At 54.1% G+C, this 20,039-nt stretch carries 21 protein-coding genes and 1 pseudogene; 4 read left to right on the top strand and 18 right to left on the bottom strand.

What is annotated here, in order from left to right; all coding sequences use genetic code 11:
• Together AC2FM5_RS14760 and AC2FM5_RS14755 are read right to left on the bottom strand one after the other, a co-directional pair.
• A partial coding sequence (locus AC2FM5_RS14760) for an FHA domain-containing protein (RefSeq protein ID WP_496736496.1) occupies positions 1-912 on the bottom strand: 912 nt, incomplete at its 3' end.
• Positions 913-1,131: 219 nt separating this feature from the next.
• Positions 1,132-1,635 carry an Hsp20/alpha crystallin family protein gene (locus tag AC2FM5_RS14755; RefSeq protein WP_093964961.1) on the bottom strand — a complete coding sequence of 168 codons (504 nt, stop codon included), beginning with the start codon at positions 1,633-1,635 and terminating at the stop codon, positions 1,132-1,134.
• Between the two features lie 278 nt (positions 1,636-1,913).
• Here AC2FM5_RS14755 and AC2FM5_RS14750 point away from each other — a divergent pair, with 278 nt between their 5' ends.
• On the top strand, positions 1,914-3,218 hold the full coding sequence (locus AC2FM5_RS14750) for a ferredoxin reductase family protein (protein WP_093964960.1): 1,305 nt from the start codon (positions 1,914-1,916) through the stop codon (positions 3,216-3,218).
• Positions 3,219-3,554: 336 nt separating this feature from the next.
• Positions 3,555-4,121, top strand: coding sequence for a flavodoxin domain-containing protein (locus AC2FM5_RS14745; RefSeq protein ID WP_496736494.1), 567 nt, complete (start codon positions 3,555-3,557; stop codon positions 4,119-4,121).
• A gap of 78 nt (positions 4,122-4,199) precedes the next feature.
• Here AC2FM5_RS14745 and AC2FM5_RS14740 read toward each other — a convergent pair whose 3' ends face one another.
• The 3 genes and pseudogenes from AC2FM5_RS14740 to AC2FM5_RS14730 all read right to left on the bottom strand — a co-directional run.
• Entirely contained in the window at positions 4,200-5,045 is an 846-nt protein-coding gene (locus AC2FM5_RS14740) for a universal stress protein (RefSeq protein WP_170370237.1), read from the bottom strand.
• An 88-nt stretch (positions 5,046-5,133) separates the two neighbouring features.
• Positions 5,134-5,511, bottom strand: coding sequence for a SnoaL-like domain-containing protein (locus tag AC2FM5_RS14735; RefSeq protein ID WP_093964958.1), 378 nt, complete (start codon positions 5,509-5,511; stop codon positions 5,134-5,136).
• A 133-nt stretch (positions 5,512-5,644) separates the two neighbouring features.
• Positions 5,645-5,807 (bottom strand): annotated as a pseudogene (locus AC2FM5_RS14730) (IS6 family transposase); the annotation flags it as partial.
• A gap of 516 nt (positions 5,808-6,323) precedes the next feature.
• Between AC2FM5_RS14730 and AC2FM5_RS14725 the strand changes: the two are divergent.
• The gene (locus AC2FM5_RS14725; RefSeq protein WP_496736492.1) at positions 6,324-7,121 is read left to right on the top strand and encodes an MBL fold metallo-hydrolase; all 798 of its coding nucleotides are present in this window, start codon (positions 6,324-6,326) and stop codon (positions 7,119-7,121) included.
• 2 nt (positions 7,122-7,123) lie between these two features.
• On the top strand, positions 7,124-8,065 hold the full coding sequence (locus tag AC2FM5_RS14720) for an MBL fold metallo-hydrolase (protein WP_496736498.1): 942 nt from the start codon (positions 7,124-7,126) through the stop codon (positions 8,063-8,065).
• A gap of 1 nt (position 8,066) precedes the next feature.
• On the opposite strand, the gene AC2FM5_RS14715 is transcribed toward AC2FM5_RS14720, so the two are convergent.
• The 13 genes from AC2FM5_RS14715 to AC2FM5_RS14655 form a co-directional block, all read right to left on the bottom strand.
• The gene (locus AC2FM5_RS14715; RefSeq protein WP_496736490.1) at positions 8,067-9,125 is read right to left on the bottom strand and encodes a YeeE/YedE family protein; all 1,059 of its coding nucleotides are present in this window, start codon (positions 9,123-9,125) and stop codon (positions 8,067-8,069) included.
• A 58-nt stretch (positions 9,126-9,183) separates the two neighbouring features.
• Positions 9,184-10,407: a 5-aminolevulinate synthase gene (gene hemA / locus AC2FM5_RS14710; RefSeq protein ID WP_496736488.1), complete on the bottom strand. Its 1,224-nt coding sequence runs from the start codon at positions 10,405-10,407 to the stop codon at positions 9,184-9,186.
• A gap of 1 nt (position 10,408) precedes the next feature.
• Positions 10,409-10,843: a DUF302 domain-containing protein gene (locus tag AC2FM5_RS14705; RefSeq protein ID WP_496736487.1), complete on the bottom strand. Its 435-nt coding sequence runs from the start codon at positions 10,841-10,843 to the stop codon at positions 10,409-10,411.
• Between the two features lie 79 nt (positions 10,844-10,922).
• Positions 10,923-12,185: an FCSD flavin-binding domain-containing protein gene (locus AC2FM5_RS14700; protein ID WP_496736485.1), complete on the bottom strand. Its 1,263-nt coding sequence runs from the start codon at positions 12,183-12,185 to the stop codon at positions 10,923-10,925.
• Positions 12,186-12,209: 24 nt separating this feature from the next.
• Positions 12,210-12,920 (bottom strand): c-type cytochrome, encoded by a 711-nt coding sequence (locus AC2FM5_RS14695; protein ID WP_496736483.1) that lies wholly within the window; start codon positions 12,918-12,920, stop codon positions 12,210-12,212.
• 2 nt (positions 12,921-12,922) lie between these two features.
• Positions 12,923-14,248, bottom strand: a complete 1,326-nt coding sequence (locus tag AC2FM5_RS14690; protein ID WP_496736481.1) for a c-type cytochrome — start codon at positions 14,246-14,248, stop codon at positions 12,923-12,925.
• A complete protein-coding gene (gene soxC / locus AC2FM5_RS14685; RefSeq protein ID WP_496736480.1) occupies positions 14,232-15,494 on the bottom strand; it encodes a sulfite dehydrogenase in 1,263 nt (420 codons plus the stop codon). Before soxC ends, AC2FM5_RS14690 begins: the two co-directional genes overlap by 17 nt.
• Before the next feature lie 24 nt (positions 15,495-15,518).
• Complete coding sequence (gene soxB, locus AC2FM5_RS14680; protein WP_496736478.1) at positions 15,519-17,216, bottom strand: thiosulfohydrolase SoxB; 1,698 nt, start codon at positions 17,214-17,216, stop codon at positions 15,519-15,521.
• Positions 17,217-17,303: 87 nt separating this feature from the next.
• Positions 17,304-18,149 carry a sulfur oxidation c-type cytochrome SoxA gene (gene soxA, locus AC2FM5_RS14675; RefSeq protein WP_496736476.1) on the bottom strand — a complete coding sequence of 282 codons (846 nt, stop codon included), beginning with the start codon at positions 18,147-18,149 and terminating at the stop codon, positions 17,304-17,306.
• 70 nt (positions 18,150-18,219) lie between these two features.
• On the bottom strand, positions 18,220-18,549 hold the full coding sequence (gene soxZ, locus AC2FM5_RS14670) for a thiosulfate oxidation carrier complex protein SoxZ (protein ID WP_475143377.1): 330 nt from the start codon (positions 18,547-18,549) through the stop codon (positions 18,220-18,222).
• A gap of 34 nt (positions 18,550-18,583) precedes the next feature.
• Entirely contained in the window at positions 18,584-19,000 is a 417-nt protein-coding gene (gene soxY / locus AC2FM5_RS14665) for a thiosulfate oxidation carrier protein SoxY (protein ID WP_058275041.1), read from the bottom strand.
• A 46-nt stretch (positions 19,001-19,046) separates the two neighbouring features.
• Entirely contained in the window at positions 19,047-19,523 is a 477-nt protein-coding gene (gene soxX, locus AC2FM5_RS14660) for a sulfur oxidation c-type cytochrome SoxX (RefSeq protein WP_496736474.1), read from the bottom strand.
• A gap of 131 nt (positions 19,524-19,654) precedes the next feature.
• Positions 19,655-20,039: thioredoxin family protein (locus AC2FM5_RS14655; protein WP_496736472.1), on the bottom strand; the 385-nt coding region annotated here is incomplete at its 5' end.

Genomic DNA, 20,039 nt, shown 5'->3' with positions numbered 1-20,039 from the left:
GATCCAAGGTTGGCCGAATGGGGTTTTCAGGTTTTCTCCATTCGGTCCCAATACATGCCGCAATATCTTCCCGCTTTCCACGTGGCGCAGTCCATAAGCCCCCTGAAGGAAAGCGACGGACCGGGTCGAGGCAGCGATCACCCGCGTGGGGGCTCCGGCCCGCTGCTCCAAGGTTCCAAGACGCTGCTCGGTCGACAGAACCTGGTTCTTAAAAGCTTCACGCAAAGAAGCCAAGTCATCAGGCGTAAGTGCATCTTCTCGCGTCTGGGCGAGCATAATCGCGACCGCTTCGATCTTGCGGGACTCCTGTTCAATACTATCCGCCAAGCGCCGGTCGTTTTGGTAAAGCAGGTACCCAAACCCCGCGATCACAAGAAGCGTCGCAAGTACTGTGATCCTGAACAGTATCGTGGTCTGAGACGCAAGCCGCCGCCCGCTGTCGCGCAGGGCACCAGACATCTTTTTAGCGAAGGGTCGACGGCTCGTTCGGGTGTAAGCATAGGCGTCACTGAGGATATCTTCGACTGTGTGGTGCGCGGGAAATGAGTGATCGCACAACCTGTATCGAGACATTGGGCCCTTTTCGCCGAACTCGATCATATCGCCATGCCTCAGAAGCGCCGATGAGGCTTTTTGTCCGTTCACCCATACATTGCGCCCTGCTGACGCGGCTATCGTGTAACCGTCGTCAGCCCACTTTAAGGTGGCAATATCGTTGTCATGCGGAGGCAGGTCGTCTTTAGGTCGAAGGCTTAACACCCTGCCATCGTTAACAGAAACGGTCAGGGCTTTATCGACCAGCCAGTTCACGTAGCCGCGCGATGGTCCGGTCAGGCTCTCCAGAAAGGCCCGCACCTCACCTTCACCAGCATGTCCTGAGGGTGTCATGCCACTCTCTTCTGGTTTTTGCATTGTGGCCCCCTACCCAAACGCGTGAGGGCATTCTACCACGCTTAAACGCCAAACCCATGGCCTGGTACGAATGTACAAAAAACACATTTGTACAGGTGCTTGCGGTGCCTGCGCGGATTCAACCAAAGACACTTATCAGGCCGCAACTCTAAGAAGGTCGATCCACGATCGACCCTCTGCTTTGCTCTTTTCAAGCACGGTATCGAGCCACCAGACCGTCTATTTCGACGATACCTTGATCTTACGGCTTGGGTCCTGAGGCTCAATCTTCGGCATTTCTATATGCAGAACGCCCTTGTCGAACGTCGCTGAAATCTTGTCGATTTCTACAGTATCTGGCAGCGACATGGCTCTTGAAAAGCTGCCATAGCTTCTTTCGCTGACACGAAGATCGCCCGTTTCATCATGCGCAATCTTCTTCTGACCGCGCAGGATTAGCCTGCGATTCTTGATTTCAATTTCCACATCATCTTCTTCGAGCCCCGGCAATTCAGCCGTCAGGACAATCGCAGAATCCGTTTCTTGGACATCGATTGCCGGTGAAATCGCACCCGTCATATCAAGGGACGGAAAACCCGTGCGTTGCGCAGCCGTTTCCATCGGCAGGAAGGGTGATCCTTCCCCAAGAAAACGCGACATCAGGGTTTCCATTTCACGCCGAAAGTTGTCAGAGAGCGGATGCATTCCAGTGAAAAGTTGCGGGGACTTTTTGTCTTCTAACATTTTGAGCCTCCTCCATTGGCCTGATTTCACGCGCGCAACATTATGACAGGAAAAGCGGTCAAGGACCTTGATCTTGCGCAAGCATGCAACCTCAGGATCAGCCAGACCGAACGCGGCGGCTGAACGAACAGAAACGGGAAACTTCGTTCACTAAACTTGCCTCGTCGTGGTGAAGTTAACACCATTCTCAGTAGTCTTGATCGGAATCCCAGGTCAGCTTAGCGTTTATTTTGAATGAGCCCGAGCTGCCTAGCTTTAGCACAGTGGAGCAAAACTGTATGAAATGGCCTTATCTGGCGCTGATTTACGTTTTGCTGATCTTGGCTCCCTTGGGTTTTTCTTGGTCCTTGGGGTGGCCACCACGATCATTTAATCAAGAGCTCGCGTCCGGGCTTGGGATGCTGGCTTTTTCAATAATCTTAGTCGAGTTCCTGCTGTCTGGGCGGTTCAGGTTCATCTCTTCCGGTCTGGGTATGGATGTAACCATGCGGGTGCATCAGTTGATGGCGCGTACAGCACTCGGCTTTGCGCTGATACACCCGCTTCTCTATCAGGGTACGCCTTCGGGCGGACGCCGCCCGTGGGATGAAACAAACCAACTTACGATTTCCACCGACTTTTCTACGCTGGTATCGGGCATCGGCGCATATCTATTTCTGTTCATTTTGGTCGCCTCGGCAATTGCCCGCAAATCCCTTGATTACAAATACGAAACATGGCGCCTCTTACACGGGCTGGGAGCCTTGGTGATCGCATGCCTGTTGTTGCATCACACGGTCTATGCTGGGCGCTACGGTGGGCATCCGCTACTAACCTATCTCTGGCTTGCCCTAACCAGTATTGCAGTTGGAACTTTGCTGTATGTCTATCTCGTTCGCCCTTTACGTCAGAGGAAGAGACAGTGGCGCGTCACGTCTGTGTCTCGACTAACACCGAAGCAATGGGAGTTGCGCGTCGTTCCAGATGGTCACAACGGACTAAACTTCGAAGCAGGGCAATTTGCTTGGCTAAACGTCGGCCACAGTGTTTTTTCGCTGCATGAGAACCCATTCTCGATTAGTTCGGCACCAGCCGAAGGCCCCGAAGTTTCATTCATGATAAAGGAGCTTGGGGATTTCACATGCGGCCTCAGACAGATCGCTCCGCAAACCACGGCCTATCTGGATGCCCCGCACGGAAATCTATCGATCAGCCACCGAACTGAGAAAGGCATTGTTCTGATCGCAGGTGGTGTCGGGATCGCGCCCATGTTGAGCATTGTGCGTCAGGTACGGTTGAGTGGAACACAGTACGAGCTCAAGCTTATCTATGGCAACCGGGTGGAGGAGCAGATTGCTTTTCGCCAGGAGTTGTCCAAAGAAGAAACAGTATTTGTTCTATCCGAGCCGCCAGAGGATTGGTCCGGAGAGACAGGCTTGATCGACGGTCATCTGTTGGACCGCAATTTGTCTTCTGAACAATTTGAAAGCTGGCTTTTTGTTCTCTGCGGCCCCCCTGCCATGATGGACACGGTCGAAGATCATCTGATTGAGCGGGGCACCGCGTCACACCGGATTTTGTCTGAAAGGTTTGACTATGATTAGACTGCTCAGAAACCTGCCCGCACGCCAACAAGTAAAACTCGCAGTTTGGTTGATCAGTATTTCAATCTTCGTCGCTGTCTTGGCCTTTTGCTTAAGGTAGAAAGCTAGACCGCCAGGGGTTGGCTAGCTTCAAGGCTGCCGGCCGAAAAGGCAGGTATTCTTGGAGATGGATGCCGTCACGAACTTCCTAATAAACATGCTCCGCGTGGACAGCATGAGCATACCGCAACGATCCAGATATGCCCCCATGAAACGCCTTTGATGGAGATCAAGGGCAACGCACGTCACTTATTCATAATAAGCAATCTATTCAGACCGATTTTTAGGAGGATCGGAATGACTTTACTCATCGCCTTCGCCACGGTCGAAGGCCAAACAGCAAAGATTGCGCGCTTCATCACCGATCTCGCGAAGAATGCCGGTTTCGATGCAAAGCTGATCAATACCGATGAAACGCCCAGCCACGTTTCACTTGACGAAGTGGTCAAGGTTATTCTCCTGGCCCCTGTCCACGAGCGTAAGCACCCCAAGTCATTCGAAGCATTTGTCGCTTCAAATAGAGATGCCTTAATGAAGCGAAAGTCTCTCGTGCTTTCCGTCGGTCTAAAAGCTGCTTTCGCGTCAGGTCGAGAAGAAGCACGCGACTATCTTGACGAAATGCTTCTTCGAACAGGTTTTGAACCAAATGCGACGGCTTTGATCGCAGGCGCGGTGAGGCCCGAAAACTACGGGTATTTTGAGAGGGAGATTCTTCAGCGCGTCGTCTTGCTCGGTCGAAAAATCGATCCACGAGAAGGGGCAAGGGAGTTTACTGACTGGGATGAACTCACGTTAATTGTGATAGAGTTCCTTGGCGAAAACGGGCGGGCAAACACGCTTCAACCTCAAGCGAGTACCCAATAACAACTGGCTGTTCCCGTATTAACCGATGAACGTATAGAGCTACCTATACCAGCAAATCACAGTCGCCAGTTCTCTTCATCAGTGCCCGAACAGCACTGGCAACCTTGTCTGCTCCAACATTGCTTGTGTCGTTCCCCCAAATACCGACTGACGCAAATGGGAATGCCCGTAAGCGCCCATAACAACGAGGTCGGCCCCCAATTCTCTTGCGCGTTCCTGAATGCAGTGTTCAATTGAATTCCCGCCGCACCGAAACTGCGACACGGTCACAGTGCAACCGTGATGGCTGAGCCATCCAGCTAGGTCGGTTCCGGGCGCTTGACCTTCTACGTCATCAGGCGACGGCAAATCAAAACACCCAATCACAACTTCGTTGGCCGCCAGAAGAATGGGTAAAGCTAAATGCGCAACCCTAGACGCAGGCAGGCTATCATTCCATGCCAAAAAAATGCAGTCGCGTTGGGCAAACGGATCTCCATTTATCATCAGGCCTACCGGCGAATGGAACAATACTCCGTACGCGATCTTATGAAACAAATCGGGGTCTTTTCGCAACTCAGCGTCTAGAAAGGCGATATCAGAGCGATTGGCTTGGCCAGCCACAAGATGCTTCAACTCTGCTCCAGATCCCATAAAGGCAATTACATTTGCAGATACGCCTTGCCCTACCAGAAGCGCTTCAACTTCTGTGGCGCGGGACTTCAAGGCGGCATTTTTTCCGTTAAGAACATCCAACCAGTTTGAGGGAAGACCCGCCTCAACGAACCTGTTTGATCCATACTTTAGGTACGGCAGGTTGGGTAAGTCCGCGATCAACACGCAATTCAAGTGAATGTTGTGGTTACAAGCAGTTTCAGCGCATTCCAAAATCGACGCGTCGTCAGCATCAACTCCTACATAATATGCCACTGTTTTGTGTTGCATTCCCGACCTCCGTCCGGAATTTCAATTCGCCCAAAGGCCGTGCGCACGGATTAAACCTACGAAGAGACAGTGTTGTTGGTCGCTCTTCTTATTTCGGCAGCATGAAAAACTCTTCCAGCACAATCTTGCCTTCCGCCACCGAATACACCGCGATCTCGCGCAGGGTCATACGCTCACCCGTGGCCTTCTGAACGACCTCGGCTCTGAAGCGCACTCCAAAGCGGTTGGGTGGGTGGACGTAGGGGCCATCCACTTCTAGTTCTTGGATTTCATGCGATGCCAACCAATCCTCTCTTTTTCCCTTGATGGCTTCTCGCCCCTTTGAAACGCGGAATTGTCGAACCGGAGGCACGACTGCCTCTATCGACTGTGCGTTTTCGGCATACATTTCATCAACACTTGCAAGGCCCCTGCGCTCACGCATGGCCTGGGCGAATGATCTTCCGATTTCGATCAACTCTTCCATGAGCCCCCCCCTGAATTACCATTGACAGTACCACGTCTTGCCCGCGCCAATCTTGACAAGGATCAATAAGAATATCGATGGATACTGTGAGGCCGGTTCGAACAAGTCTCAGCTAGGCCAACAGACATGTCGCTTATAGCGCGCCAAGTTCGCGCCACTCGGCAAGAGCGGCGGCGCCGTGACAACTTGAAGGTGTCTCGGTTGGGAAGGGATCGCCCCAGGCTGAAGTGATTGGAGACGGAGGAGTGAACGGCGACGAGCTTCTGCAAACTTCGCATCCGCCTTAACCGCTGCATCGTATGTCGCGAAAGGTTGTTTTGTCCGCAGACTAGCCGTTGGGGCACCGCGTAGCGGAGGTCTGCTAACCGCCCATAGAGACAGCTGCAGCGCCGTTCGCCAATGAGCTATACGGGCTCTACGCCGTCACTCGAAGAGTTTGGACGAATGGCCACTGTCGGGACAAAGAAGACATCGAGCGAAGAGCAAATCACATAGCACATGACGCCTATACACATCACCACGGCAAGGCGAATGACATTCGGGGCTGATTTTGAGTTTGTTGAATGGCGGCCTTCATTCATCGAGTAAATCCTTCGGAAGCCCCTGCCCGACTCAACTCTAGTTCTCCTGAAAAGACTCCACCTTACGTCATTTACAAATCATTACATTCATCTTATTGATTGTTAATGGGTCGAAATGAGTTTTCACGGCGCAATTTTTTGTGCGGTGCCGCTTGTCTAACAGCGGTTGGAGCGAAATCCAAAATCGCTTGGGCAGAGCTACAACTCGGTTCATCGGCTCGGATTGCAACCATGTCAGACGGGTACCTGTCATTGCCTCCGGAAATGGTCTTCGGCGCCATGCCGAAGGAAGAACTTAGGCAGCTTCTAGACAGCTACAAGGTGGACGCGACCAAGTACGAGCCAGAGTGCAACGTGGCGCTTTATCGAGATGATAAAAACACGGTGTTGTTTGATGTCGGAGCTGGACCCGATTTCATGCCCTCCTCCGGTAAACTTCTGGAATCTCTTGAAACCATCGACTTGTCGCCCGCAGACGTCTCGCACGTGATTTTCACCCACGCGCACCCGGATCACATCTGGGGTGTTTTGGATGATTTCGATGACCTTCTTTTCCCCAACGCCACGCATCACTTTGGCCGCAATGAGTGGGATTATTGGTGGAACCCCTCAACGGTTGATACCATTGGAGAAGATCGCGCTGCGTTCGCTGTAGGCGCGAAGCGGCGTATGGCGGCAATTGAGGATCAGGTCGCGTTTTTTGACGACGGACAAGAGATTCTTCCCGGTGTTGCAGCACGCGCAAGCTTTGGACACACGCCCGGCCACATGGCGTTCGAAATTCGCAGCGGTGGTGAGTCCGTGATGATTGTAGGCGACGCGTTGGGAAATCCACACGTAGCTTTTGAACGCCCCGACTGGCACAGCGGCACGGATCAGGATCCACAGGCGGCCGCAGCAGCTCGGAACTCACTGCTGGATCAGATTTCCCACGAGCAAATGAAAATGATTGGGTTCCACCTGCCAAATGGTGGGATCGGCCGGGTCGAGAAGACTGGCTCTGCTTATAAGTTCATTGGAGAACCATAATGATGCGATCGCTGGCGATTGTCTTGGCCCTGGCCACACCAGCTTTGGCAAGCGAGGATATTGCAGACCAATACCCTCAAAGTGTGCTGTACTCCAAACCGGTCGAATACATCCCCGGCGTCTACTCTGCCATTGGCGCAACCGCCCCGCCGACCTACGAGAACTCTGGTCACAACAACAACCTCAGCTTCATAGTTACCGGAGATGGCGTGGTCGTCATAAACGGTGGCGCGGCTTATTTGCTTGCCGAAGCACTTCACCAGGAAATTCAGTCGATCACGGATCAGCCGGTTAAGCTTGTCTTCAACGAGAATGGCCAGGGGCACGCGATGCTCGGCAACGCCTACTGGTCAGAGCTTGGCGTTCCAATCATCGCCCATTCGGATGCTGCGGCTGAATTCGAGGAATACGGCCCACAGATCCTTGAAGGAATGCAGCGGTACAACCAGGACAAGGCGGAAAGAACCTTCCTGGCAGGCCCAACCGAGACCTTCGAGGATGAATACGTGGTTGAAATGGGTGATTTCCGGATTGAGGCCAAATATCTCGGGCCGGCCCATAGTCCCGGCGATATCTCGATTTGGCTGCCGAACCAAAGCCTTGTTATCGCGGGTGATATGGCGTTTCACGAGCGAATGCTACCGATCTTTCAAGAGACCTATACGGCGGATTGGCTTGAAACATGGGACAACGAGTTCGAAGCTTTGGGAGCCAAATATGTCATCCCCGGACATGGTCATCCGACGAACATGGATCAGGTGCGCCGTTATACACGCGACTACCTAGTCTACCTGCGCGGCAAGATCCAAGAGCACATGGATGCCGGCGGCGATCTGGCAGAGGCTTACTATGTCGATCAGTCACCGTATGCCCATTTGGACACGTTTGAGGAACTGGCGACAAAAAATGCCGGGCGGGTATTTGAGCAGATGGAATTCGAATAACTCAGGACGTTTGAGGAACAGGAATTCGGCGCATTAACCTATGCGCGCTGATCGCTCCAACCCACATGAAGAAAACGGCAAGCCAAGCCGTCAATGACAGGGCGGACCCTCCTGAAAGCCCTGCACCCACGGCGCAACCTCCGGCCAGCATGGCTCCAAACCCCATGAGGACAGCTCCAACAAGGTAGCGCTCCATCGGAGCATCCGGACCAAAACGTTCGATCTTCCACTCCCTTGCAGTTAGGGCCGAGCCTGCGGCACCAATTGCTACGCCTGGAACAAGGCCGATACCGAAGGACAACACGACGTTTCGCTCGGCAACCAACGCCATCAGTGTATCCGTAGCCGGTCCGGTGAACGTGACTGACGAAACAGGAACGACTTCAAATGATGCTTGCGCTATGGCAAATGTCATTAACCAGCCAAGCGCCACCGCCACGCCAACTCCTGCGGCTGTTACGATCCTGATTGGCACGACTCTCCGGTGGAATGCGAATGCAATTGCCGACACCAATCCCAATACTGCAACGGCTGTATAAACCACTGGCGAAAATCCAAGTATTTCTGAAAGATCTCTTGAGGCGCCTCCTGAGACAGTCCAGATCCCGGAAAGCAATTCGCGGGCGGGACTAAGAACGCCCGTGTAAGCAGCCTGAGCCACTAAGGTTAAAACCAATCCCGTAATCAGGGCGCGCAGATTACCGCAGGAGGCCAATACCAACAGGCGAGATGCACACCCACGCGCCAGAACCATACCAACGCCGAACATCGCTCCGCCAAGTATTGCGCCGCTGAGGCTGCCCGTCGACGCAATCGCGCGTGTCTCGGAAAGGTCTAACCACTCAAACGCGACAAACGCCTGCACTAAGGTGAGCGCTGCGGTGAAAGCGATCAGCCAGACAGCCAAGCGAGGACCAAGCTCGCCTTCGGCGACTTCGATGGTCGAAGCTCTCAAACAAAAGTGAGACTTCTGGGCCGTCACGCCGAACAAGATACCGACAAACGCACCGGCAAATGCCAAAGCGCCAGGGTCTCCCAACAAATCGATGAGCCTTTCCATCAACAGAGACTCTCACTTGGTTGCTTGCGCGTCCTTGTCTTCGGTCAAGTTGTCATTGTCATTGAGCGGCCATTGGCCTGCGCGCCAATTGGCATTGCGTCCATAGCTCACCCAAGGCAGACACCAGTCGATCCACGTCGTCGGTGGAATGCACTGGGGAAGGTGTAATCCGTAGACGTTCTGTTCCCTTGGGGACGGTTGGATAGTTGATCGGCTGGATGTAAATTCCATAGTCACGCATCAGCACGTCAGAGATGAAGCGACATTTGACCGGATCGCCGACCATGACCGGAATTATGTGACTTGGGTTCGGTGTATGTGGAATGCCCAGATCATCCAGCCTTTCTCGCACCTCACGCACGCGCTGCTGGTGTAGATGTCGTTCCGAATTGCTTTGCTTCAGGTGCCGAACCGAAGCAGCAGCTCCTGCGGCCACGGCGGGAGGCAATGCAGTGGTAAAGATGAACCCGCTGGCGAAGGATCGCACAAAGTCGACAAGCTCTTTCGACGCGGCGATGTATCCGCCAACTACGCCGAATGCTTTGCCCAACGTCCCCTCGATGACGGTTAGCCTTTCCACCAGGCCTTCGCGTTCGGCAATGCCTCCGCCGCGCGGTCCATAAAGCCCTACGGCGTGAACCTCATCCAAATAGGTCATCGCGCCGTAGCGATCGGCCAGATCACAGATTTCGGCAATTGGTGCAATATCGCCATCCATTGAATAGACGCTCTCAAACGCAATGAGCTTCGGTGCATTGGCAGGCAGTTCAGCAAGGTGCCTTTCGAGGTCGGCTAAATCATTGTGTTTCCAGATACGCTTTTGGCACCGACTGTGGCGAATACCCTCGATCATCGAGGCATGGTTCAACTCGTCAGACAAGACCGTGATGCCAGGAATGCGAGACGCCAGAGTTCCCAGTGCGGCCCAGTTCGAAACGTAACCGGACGTAAACAGCAACGCAGCGTCCTTGCCATGCAAGTCAGCAAGCTCTTGCTCCAGTAAAACATGCTGGTGGGTCGTTCCAGAGATATTCCGCGTTCCTCCCGCTCCGGCACCAACCTCATCGATCACCTTGTGCATTGCTGCAATAACATTGGGGTGTTGACCCATCCCCAGATAATCATTTGAGCACCACACAGTGACTTTCTCGGGGCCATTTTCCGCGTAGCTACGCGCTGTCGGGAACGCGCCACGCTGCCTTTCGAGATCCGCAAAGACCCGGTAGTTCCCTTCCTCCTGAAGCTGGTCGAGTTGATTTCGAAAAAACTGCTGATAGTTCATTTCAGTTCCCAAGGGCTTCTTCGACGATTCCTGACAACAGATTCTGGACCTTTTGCATCGGTCCGTCCGGGTAACTTCGGTATCCCACCATCACGCCACTGTCGTCTTCAGCGACAAAAATTCCGTAGGGGCAGAAGCCAATATTCATCGGGTCCGCTTCCATCACTTCACGCGAGATTTTTGCCGAGCAGAAAATGAAGATGTCTGCGGCCGAAAAAATCTGCTTGTCGCTGCCAACATCTGCGCCTGTTCGATTCAGCATTTCCCCAACATGGCTCACATAGTCGATGACCAGTCCCTGTCCCACAATAGCGGACTCGACGGCGAACGTTGCATCATCAAAACTGCCGTCGAAGGGGATAGTAATGATCTCTTCTGCAAGCCCTTGGCTCGCCAGAACAGTGGAAAACGCGGCTGCGGCAATAAAGTGTTTCATGGTTTTAGTCCTCCTCCTGAACCGCATTTTCTCAGATTGATCATCGGGGTCTTTGACACCGGTCAAAGCCCCGATTGCCTCAACCAAACATGTCCGACGTGATACCGGCGTACCAACCAAGAGACTCTTCGTATGTTGCTTTCCTCAGGTCGGCATCTTCACCGGTCTGGCTGATAAAGCCATCGACTTTGGCGATCTTTTCAGGCGTCGCCTCATAAGTCGCGCCAACTTTCACACCATCATCGGTGTCAATGAGCGACCAGCATGTGTTCGAGAACTTGGCCGGGAATACTTTTGACCCGGTCAACGCACCTCTTACTGCGTTCGCACAGACCTTTGCTTGGCTATTTGCCGAAAAACCGGATTTCGGCATATCACCCTGCTGGCTGGCATCACCAAGAACGTAGATATCCGGATCGGCTTTGGAGGACATGTCCGCAGCGTTTACTGGTGCCCAGTTGCCATCGGTTACTCCCGCCATTTCCGCAATGCGACCGGCTTTCATCGCTGGGATCACATTGCAGACATCAACCTTCGTCTCTTCGCCGTCGATAGTCACCGTCATTGCATCCGGATTCACGGATACATTGCCGCCGCCGAAATCTTCGCCGATCCAGTCGACCATTCCTTCGTAGTTGTTTCCCCAGCCTTCTTGGAACAAAGCCATTTTTGAGAATTTCGGCTTCGGATCAGCTACAATGATCTTTGCTGTTGGGTTGTTTGCCTTCAGCAGGTGCGCCACCATCGAAACCCTTTCATACGGCCCGGGCGGGCAACGGTACGGGTTGGGAGGAGCGACCATCGCGAAGGTACCACCTTCGGGCATCGCCATGATCTGCGCCTTCAAAAGCTCTGTCTGAGAACCAGCCTTGTACGCATGTGGCATCTTGTTTTGGGCCGATAGGTCCCAGCCCTCGACCGCGCCATCAACAAAGTCGATACCCGGGCTAAGGATCAGCCTGTCATAAGGAACTGATCCGCCACCTGCCAAGGACACCGTCTTAGCGTCGCGGTCGACCCCAGTGGCCCAATCATGCACGACGTTGATACCGTAGTTCGCGGCAAGCGTACCATAGCTGTGGGCGATGTCCGATAGCTCCTGAAAACCTCCCAAATAAAGGTTTGAGAAGAAACAGGTGTAGTAGGTCCGAGACGGCTCGATCAGCGTCACGTCAATCTCACCTTTGCTGTCCTTTGCGATGTAACGCGCGGCGGTCGCACCGCCCGCACCGCCGCCAACAACCACTACACGGGGCTTGCCTTGAGCCAGCACCATCGGAGCGGATAGCCCGGCGGCCACTACCCCGGCGGCTCCAAGAAATACTCGTCTATTGAGTGTCATCGCGTTTCCTCCCCTCAGGCACTTTCATTCTGGATTATTGAAGTAGGCGGCCAATGCCGCGATCTCGTCATTGCTCAGCCGTCCGGCGATCATTTGCATGACCGGATGTGGCCGCTGTTTGTCCTTGTAAGCGTGCATGGCGACCACGAAGTCTTCGTCAGGCCAGTACACAATCGAAGGAATGCCCTCATCGCCCCCTTCGATCTGGTGACACGTTGTGCATTCGCTGCTGAGATATGCGCCGTACTCAGGATCTCCTTGTATCGCCAGGATCGCGGGATCGATCGAATGATCCGTGCCTTTCGCCGTTGGGTCCGCTTCTGGGATGTCCTGAGGATTATCCGAAAACGCCCGCAAATAGGCGATCACGTTGGCTCGGTCTTCCGGGTCTTTCAAACCGGGAAAACTCATCCGCGTGCCTGACGCAAATGCGCGTGGGTTTTCGATGTAGGCGGACAGAGTATCAGCGTGCCATTCCAGACCCGAGTTACCCGCACGCTCTAGGCTTTTTGAGTAATTGAAACCATCCAGACCTGCGGCTTTCCGCCCAAAAACACCGTTCAGATGCGGCCCGATTTTGTTTTCCGCTCCTTCGCCCACCTGATGGCAGCCTTTGCATTTGGCGAACACTTCTTTTCCGGCTTCGGCGTCGCCGAGGCCTTCGGTGGCGTGGGTCGATGGGGCAACAGCAACCATAACCGCCGCGCAGGTCAAAAAAATGTTCAACCACCGCATGATCAGCTTCCGAACGACTTGAGGTAAACGATCACGGCTTCAATATCGTCTGGTTTCTTAAGCCCAGCAAAGGACATGCGTGTGCCCTTCATGTAGTCCTTGGGTTTTGCCAAGAAGGCCGCCATTTCTTCCTCGGTCCAAACAAGACCAGCCTCGGCAGCTGTTTTCATAGCTTTGGAGTATTTGAACCCTTCAACCGACCCTGCGTTGGCCCCGATAACCCCGTTCAGCGCCGGGCCCGTACTGTCCTTTGCACCGTCACCAACCTGATGGCAGGATTTACATTTCTTGAAGACCTTCTCACCGGCTGCGAACAGTTCCGTAGTCTGGTCAGCCTCATCGGTTTCTTGAACAGCCGGTGTTGCGGCGGCTTCTTCCTCAGGCTTTGGCGCTGCGGTCGGAATGAACGAGGGCCCCTCCGCCGTGAACGTCGGCAACTCGTCCGCGCTGGCTTCGTTCATGACCGAATTCGAACCGCCTTCTTGTGGCGTCTCAACCAGAAAGACAGAGCGCATAGTAACAGCGGCCTCTGTTTTGCAGTTCTCCATACAGGGCTCTTCTCGCCATTCTGCGTACTCAGTCTCAGGTCGCGTATCGACGACAAATCCATCCTTGTTGTACATCTCGAATTCGGCGAAGTTTTCATTGCTGAGAACGAAATCGTCATCCACCAGGTCATTGGAATAAAGGATATAGGCGACTATCGCGTAGGTCTCATCCGCCGTAAGCGTACCCGCTTCGCCAAATGGCATTGAGCGGGAGATGTAGTCCCAGGCGGTTGACAAATGCGGCCAATAAGACCCGACGGTTTTTACAGGATCCTCGTCGGCAAGCGTGTCGAATCCACCGGCCAGAACAGGCCAATTGTCGGCGCCTTCGGCAAACTCGCCGTGACAGGACGCACACCGGTCGACAAACACTTCTTCTCCAGTCCAGACATCGCCTGATCCAACCGGCAAGCCACGCCCGTCGGGCAAGATGTCAACGTCCCAGGCAGCGATCTCTTCCTCCAATGCAGGACGTCCAAGCCCGATAGTACCGTCGCGAATGGGCGCCGGTGCAGTAAGGTTCGCACCATTTGCAACCCGTTCCGCGGCGGCCGCTTGGATTTCTTCGACTTTGGCCTCGAGTTCAGCTGCTCGACTGGCCTCCGCTTGCGCGTTTTCCAGAGCTGATGCTGCATGCGCTTGAACCTGACCTATCCGGGTTTCCAAAGACTCTATCTTCGACTGGCCGTAGTTCCGATTGGCAAAAACCAACGCTGCCGCAAGCACCAAGGCTGTGACACCAAATACGGGCAGGAAAACATGACTAAGAGACTTCGACATTCTCAGCGATCCCTTCTGCGCTCACGTACCAAGTTTGGATACAGTTGTTGTGGTAGACCGCGTTTTCTCCGCGCTTTTCGCGTAGCTGGTCTTTGGTTGGCTGCACATAGCCGGTCTCGTCTATCGCTCGGGCCTGTAACAACATTGGTGCTCCGTCCCAATTCGTATCGAGATAGAAACGCGTCAAAGCCTTGCTGTCGCCCTGCTTGCCAAGACGCGCCGTCTCCCAGGTGATCCCACCGTCCTTGGACACATCGACCCGCGTAATTTGCCCGTGGCCTGACCAGGCAAGCCCGGAAATGACCAATGGTCCCGGTCCGTGTTTGATGGGCATTTGCGGGCTGGGTGAAGTAATGACGGACTTTGCATCCATCACCCACGTCCATTTCTGGGCTGTGCCATCGGCGTAGACATCAGTGTATTTTGATGTTTCTTCGCGGCTTTCGACCGCCATATCGACGACCTCAATGCGGCGCAGCCACTTGACCCACATGTTGCCTTCCCAGCCAGGAACAACCAGTCGCACCGGATATCCATGCTCCATGCGCAGCGCTTCACCATTTGCCTTGAAAGCCACCAACACGTCATCCAGTGCTTTTTCCATCGGGATGGAACGGCCATTTGATGACGCGTCTGCGCCTTCAACATAGACCCATTTGTCTGGCGAGATATCGGCACCTGCTTCCTGCAACAGCGTACGCAGCGGAACACCGGTGTATTCCATGTTGTGAATCATGCCGTGCGTAAATTGGACGCCGTTGAGTTGCGCACCCGCCCACTCCATACCGGTATTTGCCGCACATTCGCAGAAATACACATGGTTTTCGCGCGGGAACCGCTCAATGTCGTCGTAAGTAAATACAAGCGGGCGATCGACCAACCCGTTGATCATCAGGCGATAATCTTCTTTGCGCAGCTCTATCGCGCCGGAATGGTGACGCTCAAAAGCGCATCCTTGCGGAGTGATCGTACCATCAAGCGCGTGGATCGGTGTGAAGTTGATCGATGAAATTGGAGAGGCGGTCAGCCATTCCACGTTGCGCCGAACGACATGAGATTCGAAGCTGATCGGCATGCCATAAGGTGACTCATCGACACCGGCACCCGTATAAGACGCCCAATCCTGAAGCTCTGTTATCAGTGGGTCGGGCGTGTCTGCCGCTGCCGCACCTGCAACTGATCCTGCGGCGACCGCAGCACTGCCTTTCAAGAAGGCCCGGCGGGACGGTTTGAACGCGTCATCCATATCTCTTAGGTCTCCATCTGTTTCTTAAGCGCCGACAACATCGACACTTGTGTTCTCTTGCACCGTGACGGTGCCAAGGGTGCGAATGTGGTTTTCGACGACATCCCAGATCGGCGGGCCCTCGGTGCCTTCGTTGACACTGGCCCAACCAGCCACGACGTAGGTTTTGGATGGATCAATCGCTTCACCCGTTTTGAGCAAAGTCATTTCGCTGATCCGTTGCCCTTGTGGCTTGTTCACATCGATGCGGTAGCCAAGCCCACCGACGCGGACCATGTCGCCGCCCTGCTGGTAATACGGGTCGGGGTTGAACAGGTTGTCGCCGACGTCCTCGAGGATCACATGGAGGAATTCGCCTGTCATTTCTGTGCGATAGGCATTGGGATACGACATCGATGTGACGTTCCAGATGTCCTCGCGCGTGATATCTTGTCCCGGCAGGATTGATGGCCCCCAACGGACGCCAGGCGACATCGCGATGTCTGCCTCACGCTCATTGATCAGGGCATCGCAAATCAGGTCATCCCAGGTGCCGTTAAAGTTGCCGCGGCGGTAGAGCAACGAATCTGTTTTGCCGATCACCTCACTCAGCGCAGCCTCGTACGGCGCGCGCTGATCATTTATCAGAGCGGTGATCGCAGGATCAGGGGCGATGACGTCAGAGAAGATCGGGATCAGCTTGTGCTTCAGCCCCATCATTTGTCCATCTCTCACGTCGAGATCGACGCGGCTGACGAACTTTCCGTTCGAGCCAGACGCGATGATATGTGTTTTACCGACCAGAACCGGCTCGGGAAGTGCGTCATGGGTGTGACCGCTGAGGATCACGTCGATCCCTTGCACCCGACCTGCCATTTTCTTGTCCACGTCAAAGCCGTTGTGGCTGAGGACGACAACGACATCCGCACCGGCATCGCGAACCTCGTCGACCATGGCCTGCATGTTTTCATCCCGGATACCGAACGAATATTCTGGGAACATCCAGCCTGGGTTCGCGATTGGCATGTAAGGAAACGCTTGCCCGATAACAGCAACCTTTGCACCGCCCCGATCAAAGAACTTGTAGGGTTGGAACAATTCTGCAGGTTCGTCCCACTCGGCATCAAAGATGTTCTGACCCAAGGCTGCAAAGGGCAGACTTTCGACGATTTCGTTAACCCTGTCGCTGCCCAACGTGAACTCCCAATGGAAGGTCATAGCATCGGGTTTTAGCGCGTTCATGACGTTGACCATGTCCTGACCTGCCGTTTGATAGCAGGTGTAGGAACCGTGCCAGGTATCGCCTCCGTCCAATAGAAGCGCATCGGGGCGGTCAGCACGTATGGCGTTGATGACAGTTGAGACGCGGTCCAATCCACCGACCCGACCGTAGGTCTTGGCCAGCGCAGAGAAATCATTGTAGGTCAGCGCATAGGCCGACGCGCTTCCATCTTCGATCCCATACGCCTTGCGGAAAGCCGCCCCTGTGACATGCGGCATCTGCCCTCGTGCATCGCCAATACCAAGGTTTATCTCGGGTTCGCGGAAATAGATCGGTTTGAGTTGCGCGTGAATATCGGTGACATGTATCAGGCTGATATTTCCGAAGGTCTCGAACTCCAACAATTGATCCTGCGTTAGGCTTTGTTGCGCGGCAAGTCTGGCCCAGTTTCCGAACCCGGACGCCCCGTACAAAGCCGATGCAGCCATTGAAACCTGCAAGAAGTCACGTCGAGAAATCATCTATCAGCTTTCCTATAACACATATAAATGTGTGAATGTTATTTACCTGGAAAAACCCGCGCAGGACACTGTCACGCGGGTCGTTCACTATTGCCGTACTGCAGGAGTTTCGACTGAAAGCCCATTGCCACGCGAGGCCACATAAAGCTCAAGCGCGCGAAACTCGTCCGAACCTTCGGCAAAAGTTTCCGCCCGCGTATCGCGAATACAGCCGCGGAAACGATTGTGGCGCGAGATCAGCTTGGCCTGTTTCAGACGATACGTCGGGAACCCGTTGATCATACCCTGGCTCAGGTGGTCGGCACGGATCATGTTACCCCAGTTGTCTTCATGACAATTGGCACAGCTAAGCTCCAGCTGACCATAGCGAGTATAGTACATCTCCTTGCCCTGCTCCCAGTACGGGGCGGCATCGCCATCAATCGCGACATTCATTGGCATGCCGCGTGATTGAAGACCGATCAAAGCGACCATGCCCTGCATATCGCCCCCGGACCATTTCCAAGCATCCGCTTCCATGCGGTCCGTACGACACTTGTTGATCAGATCTTCCATGACGACCAGCTTGCCGGTTTCTGCATCCACCTTCGGCATGGACGCCTGCAATCCCTTGAAGCTTTCCACTCCATCGTGGCATGAGGCACAGCTCTCGCCGGCGGCACCATCAACGGTCTCGAAGAGATCGGCGGCCTGATCGACGAAGATCATTGCAGGATTGTCGAAGTCATCAATTTGAAGCGCTTGCGTTTCATCCGTGCGAAAATGCCAACCCGAATAGATTGTGTCCAAATTTTCCAGATGTGCCGGAGCATCAGTGACCGAGGTCATGTCCAGCTCATCATTGATCGTGAGACTGTCTTCGTCCGGTCCAGCCATCGCTGCAGCCGGGAAAACCAGAATTGCCGCGATCGCCTTAATTGCCTTGGTATTCATTGCGTTCCTCCCTTGGTGGATCAGCGCCAATTCCTCGGAGCCGCGCTGATCTGCCTTAGTCGTCGAGCCGTCAGGCGATCTCGATCGTTTTCTTCTCATCGTAGACAGAGCCGTCATCGTCGTACCAGGTGAAGACAAACTCACCGGACTCGGGCACAGTCGCTTCGAACTGGAAGTACGGGTTGGTCGAAATCGCCGGCTCCATCGTCACATCAACCACCATTTCTCCGTTAAACTCGCAGGTGAAACGGTTGATGATCGAGCGCGGGATGACGTTGCCTTCTTTGTCTTTACGCTGGCCGCTTTCCATCTTGTGGCTGATCAATGTCTTGATCGTAACGGTTTCTCCAGCAGCGGCTGTCTTTGGAACCTTGACGCGGGGTTTTACACCGGATGCCATTGGTTAGTCTCCTGTTCTTCAGGGCGCGTGGCGATCAGCCGCCGCAGCCGCCGATTGTCACTTTTACGGTCGCGGACGCTTTGGCGAAGCTGCCATCTGCCATCTTCGCCACGGCAATGACATCCTGCGTTCCGGCAAGACGAATACGGGTTGATGCGGCTTGTTCAGCAGCCAACGGACCAAAATTGAAAGTTGCAACGCCAGGTTCGGGGTTACCTGCAGCCACGATAAGAATTGCAGCTGCGCCCGGAGCACTGACTTCGATTGGTACGGTATTGCCGTTTTCTGCGATTTCCGGTGCAGTCAATGTAACACCGCCGTCAGCCACATCTGCCCCGCCCGTAAATGCCGCGATGGCATCTTCAGCAGCTGCATTTGCCCGAAGCGGCATAATTGTCAGGAACGCGGCGCCCAGCCCAAGGGCCAGTGTCTCGCGGCGAGAGAGTTCCATTTTCAATCTCCTTTGAAACTTCGAAAATTCACGCTTTAAAGCGCGACTATTCCTCTTTCAGGGTCGCAAGAAACGCGACCACGTCCTCGATTTCCTGCGCTGTCAGGATCGACGTCAAAGGCGCGGTTGGCGCTTTTCCGGTATAGGCGTCGCCCGGGCGGATATATCCGTCATCCTTGTAGAACGCAGGCATAACCGTACCTTCGAACGTCATCTTTGCATTTGCGACCAACCCGCGAAGTTCCGCTTCGGTCCAACGATCACCGGCGCCATCCAGCATCGGACCAACTTCGCCATGAAACGGGATGTCGGCCAAAGCCGAAACCGCGTGGCACGCCACGCAATTGCCTTTTGACTTGTCGCCAACGATCAGCGCGCCATTTTCCGCATCACCAGCAGCGCCAGTCAAAGAGACTTCGATAGCACCATAGTCGTCGTAGCTTACGTCCTTCGGGTTTGTATCTGCCGCAAATGCAGCAGTGCCCGTCATTGCGCAGACCAATGTTAAGAGTCTCAGCTTCATGATCCCTCCCATTTGCTAACGCGCCGACGGCGCCTTGCGACCCAAAGCCTTTGTGTACCGTAGTCGACGAGTACCGCTTGTCGCAACATTAAATTCATCATAATGAATTTTTTTATTTGTAATAATGGCACTCAATCTTGAGAAACATTGTTTCGCTCCTGAATGCGGCGGGCATGATACCGTTGGAAATCTTCACCATTATCAAGTTCGTATCGTTTCTCGTCGACCCAAGTGAAAAGATCCAAGGTTGTTCCCTTGGAGAAAGCTCCCGGCATCACAGCGACCGCAGCGTCAATGGCTGTGGCATCCTCCGGCACCTCTTCCGGCAGAAAAACAAGTGTTGGGGTAAACAGAATCCCCCATTTGCGCATCAGTGCTCTTTGCTCATCCTCTTCCCCGTCAAAGTCCGTAGCCGTGGTGCTGCCATGCAAATCCAGTTGGACGACAAAGAAGTTCTCTTCGATGAACGCTGCGAGGTCAGGCTGGGGAAACACCTCATCGTGCATTTTTTTGCAG

This window comes from Ruegeria sp. BHSA162 (genome assembly GCF_059613385.1).
Note: the sequence above shows the minus strand (reverse complement) of the source record. Positions and strands in the feature narration are given on the sequence as shown.

Coding starts and splice junctions, on each gene's coding strand:
- soxC (WP_496736480.1), bottom strand. CDS start 15,494: ATGGATGACGCGTTCAAACCGTCCCGCCGGGCCTTCTTGAAAGGCAGT.
- soxY (WP_058275041.1), bottom strand. CDS start 19,000: ATGGAACTCTCTCGCCGCGAGACACTGGCCCTTGGGCTGGGCGCCGCG.
- AC2FM5_RS14720 (WP_496736498.1), top strand. CDS start 7,124: ATGCGATCGCTGGCGATTGTCTTGGCCCTGGCCACACCAGCTTTGGCA.
- AC2FM5_RS14745 (WP_496736494.1), top strand. CDS start 3,555: ATGACTTTACTCATCGCCTTCGCCACGGTCGAAGGCCAAACAGCAAAG.
- AC2FM5_RS14740 (WP_170370237.1), bottom strand. CDS start 5,045: ATGCAACACAAAACAGTGGCATATTATGTAGGAGTTGATGCTGACGAC.
- soxA (WP_496736476.1), bottom strand. CDS start 18,149: ATGAATACCAAGGCAATTAAGGCGATCGCGGCAATTCTGGTTTTCCCG.
- AC2FM5_RS14725 (WP_496736492.1), top strand. CDS start 6,324: ATGTCAGACGGGTACCTGTCATTGCCTCCGGAAATGGTCTTCGGCGCC.
- AC2FM5_RS14750 (WP_093964960.1), top strand. CDS start 1,914: ATGAAATGGCCTTATCTGGCGCTGATTTACGTTTTGCTGATCTTGGCT.
- AC2FM5_RS14690 (WP_496736481.1), bottom strand. CDS start 14,248: ATGTCGAAGTCTCTTAGTCATGTTTTCCTGCCCGTATTTGGTGTCACA.
- AC2FM5_RS14735 (WP_093964958.1), bottom strand. CDS start 5,511: ATGGAAGAGTTGATCGAAATCGGAAGATCATTCGCCCAGGCCATGCGT.
- hemA (WP_496736488.1), bottom strand. CDS start 10,407: ATGAACTATCAGCAGTTTTTTCGAAATCAACTCGACCAGCTTCAGGAG.
- soxZ (WP_475143377.1), bottom strand. CDS start 18,549: ATGGCATCCGGTGTAAAACCCCGCGTCAAGGTTCCAAAGACAGCCGCT.
- AC2FM5_RS14715 (WP_496736490.1), bottom strand. CDS start 9,125: ATGGAAAGGCTCATCGATTTGTTGGGAGACCCTGGCGCTTTGGCATTT.
- soxX (WP_496736474.1), bottom strand. CDS start 19,523: ATGAAGCTGAGACTCTTAACATTGGTCTGCGCAATGACGGGCACTGCT.
- AC2FM5_RS14700 (WP_496736485.1), bottom strand. CDS start 12,185: ATGACACTCAATAGACGAGTATTTCTTGGAGCCGCCGGGGTAGTGGCC.
- AC2FM5_RS14695 (WP_496736483.1), bottom strand. CDS start 12,920: ATGCGGTGGTTGAACATTTTTTTGACCTGCGCGGCGGTTATGGTTGCT.
- AC2FM5_RS14705 (WP_496736487.1), bottom strand. CDS start 10,843: ATGAAACACTTTATTGCCGCAGCCGCGTTTTCCACTGTTCTGGCGAGC.
- soxB (WP_496736478.1), bottom strand. CDS start 17,216: ATGATTTCTCGACGTGACTTCTTGCAGGTTTCAATGGCTGCATCGGCT.
- AC2FM5_RS14755 (WP_093964961.1), bottom strand. CDS start 1,635: ATGTTAGAAGACAAAAAGTCCCCGCAACTTTTCACTGGAATGCATCCG.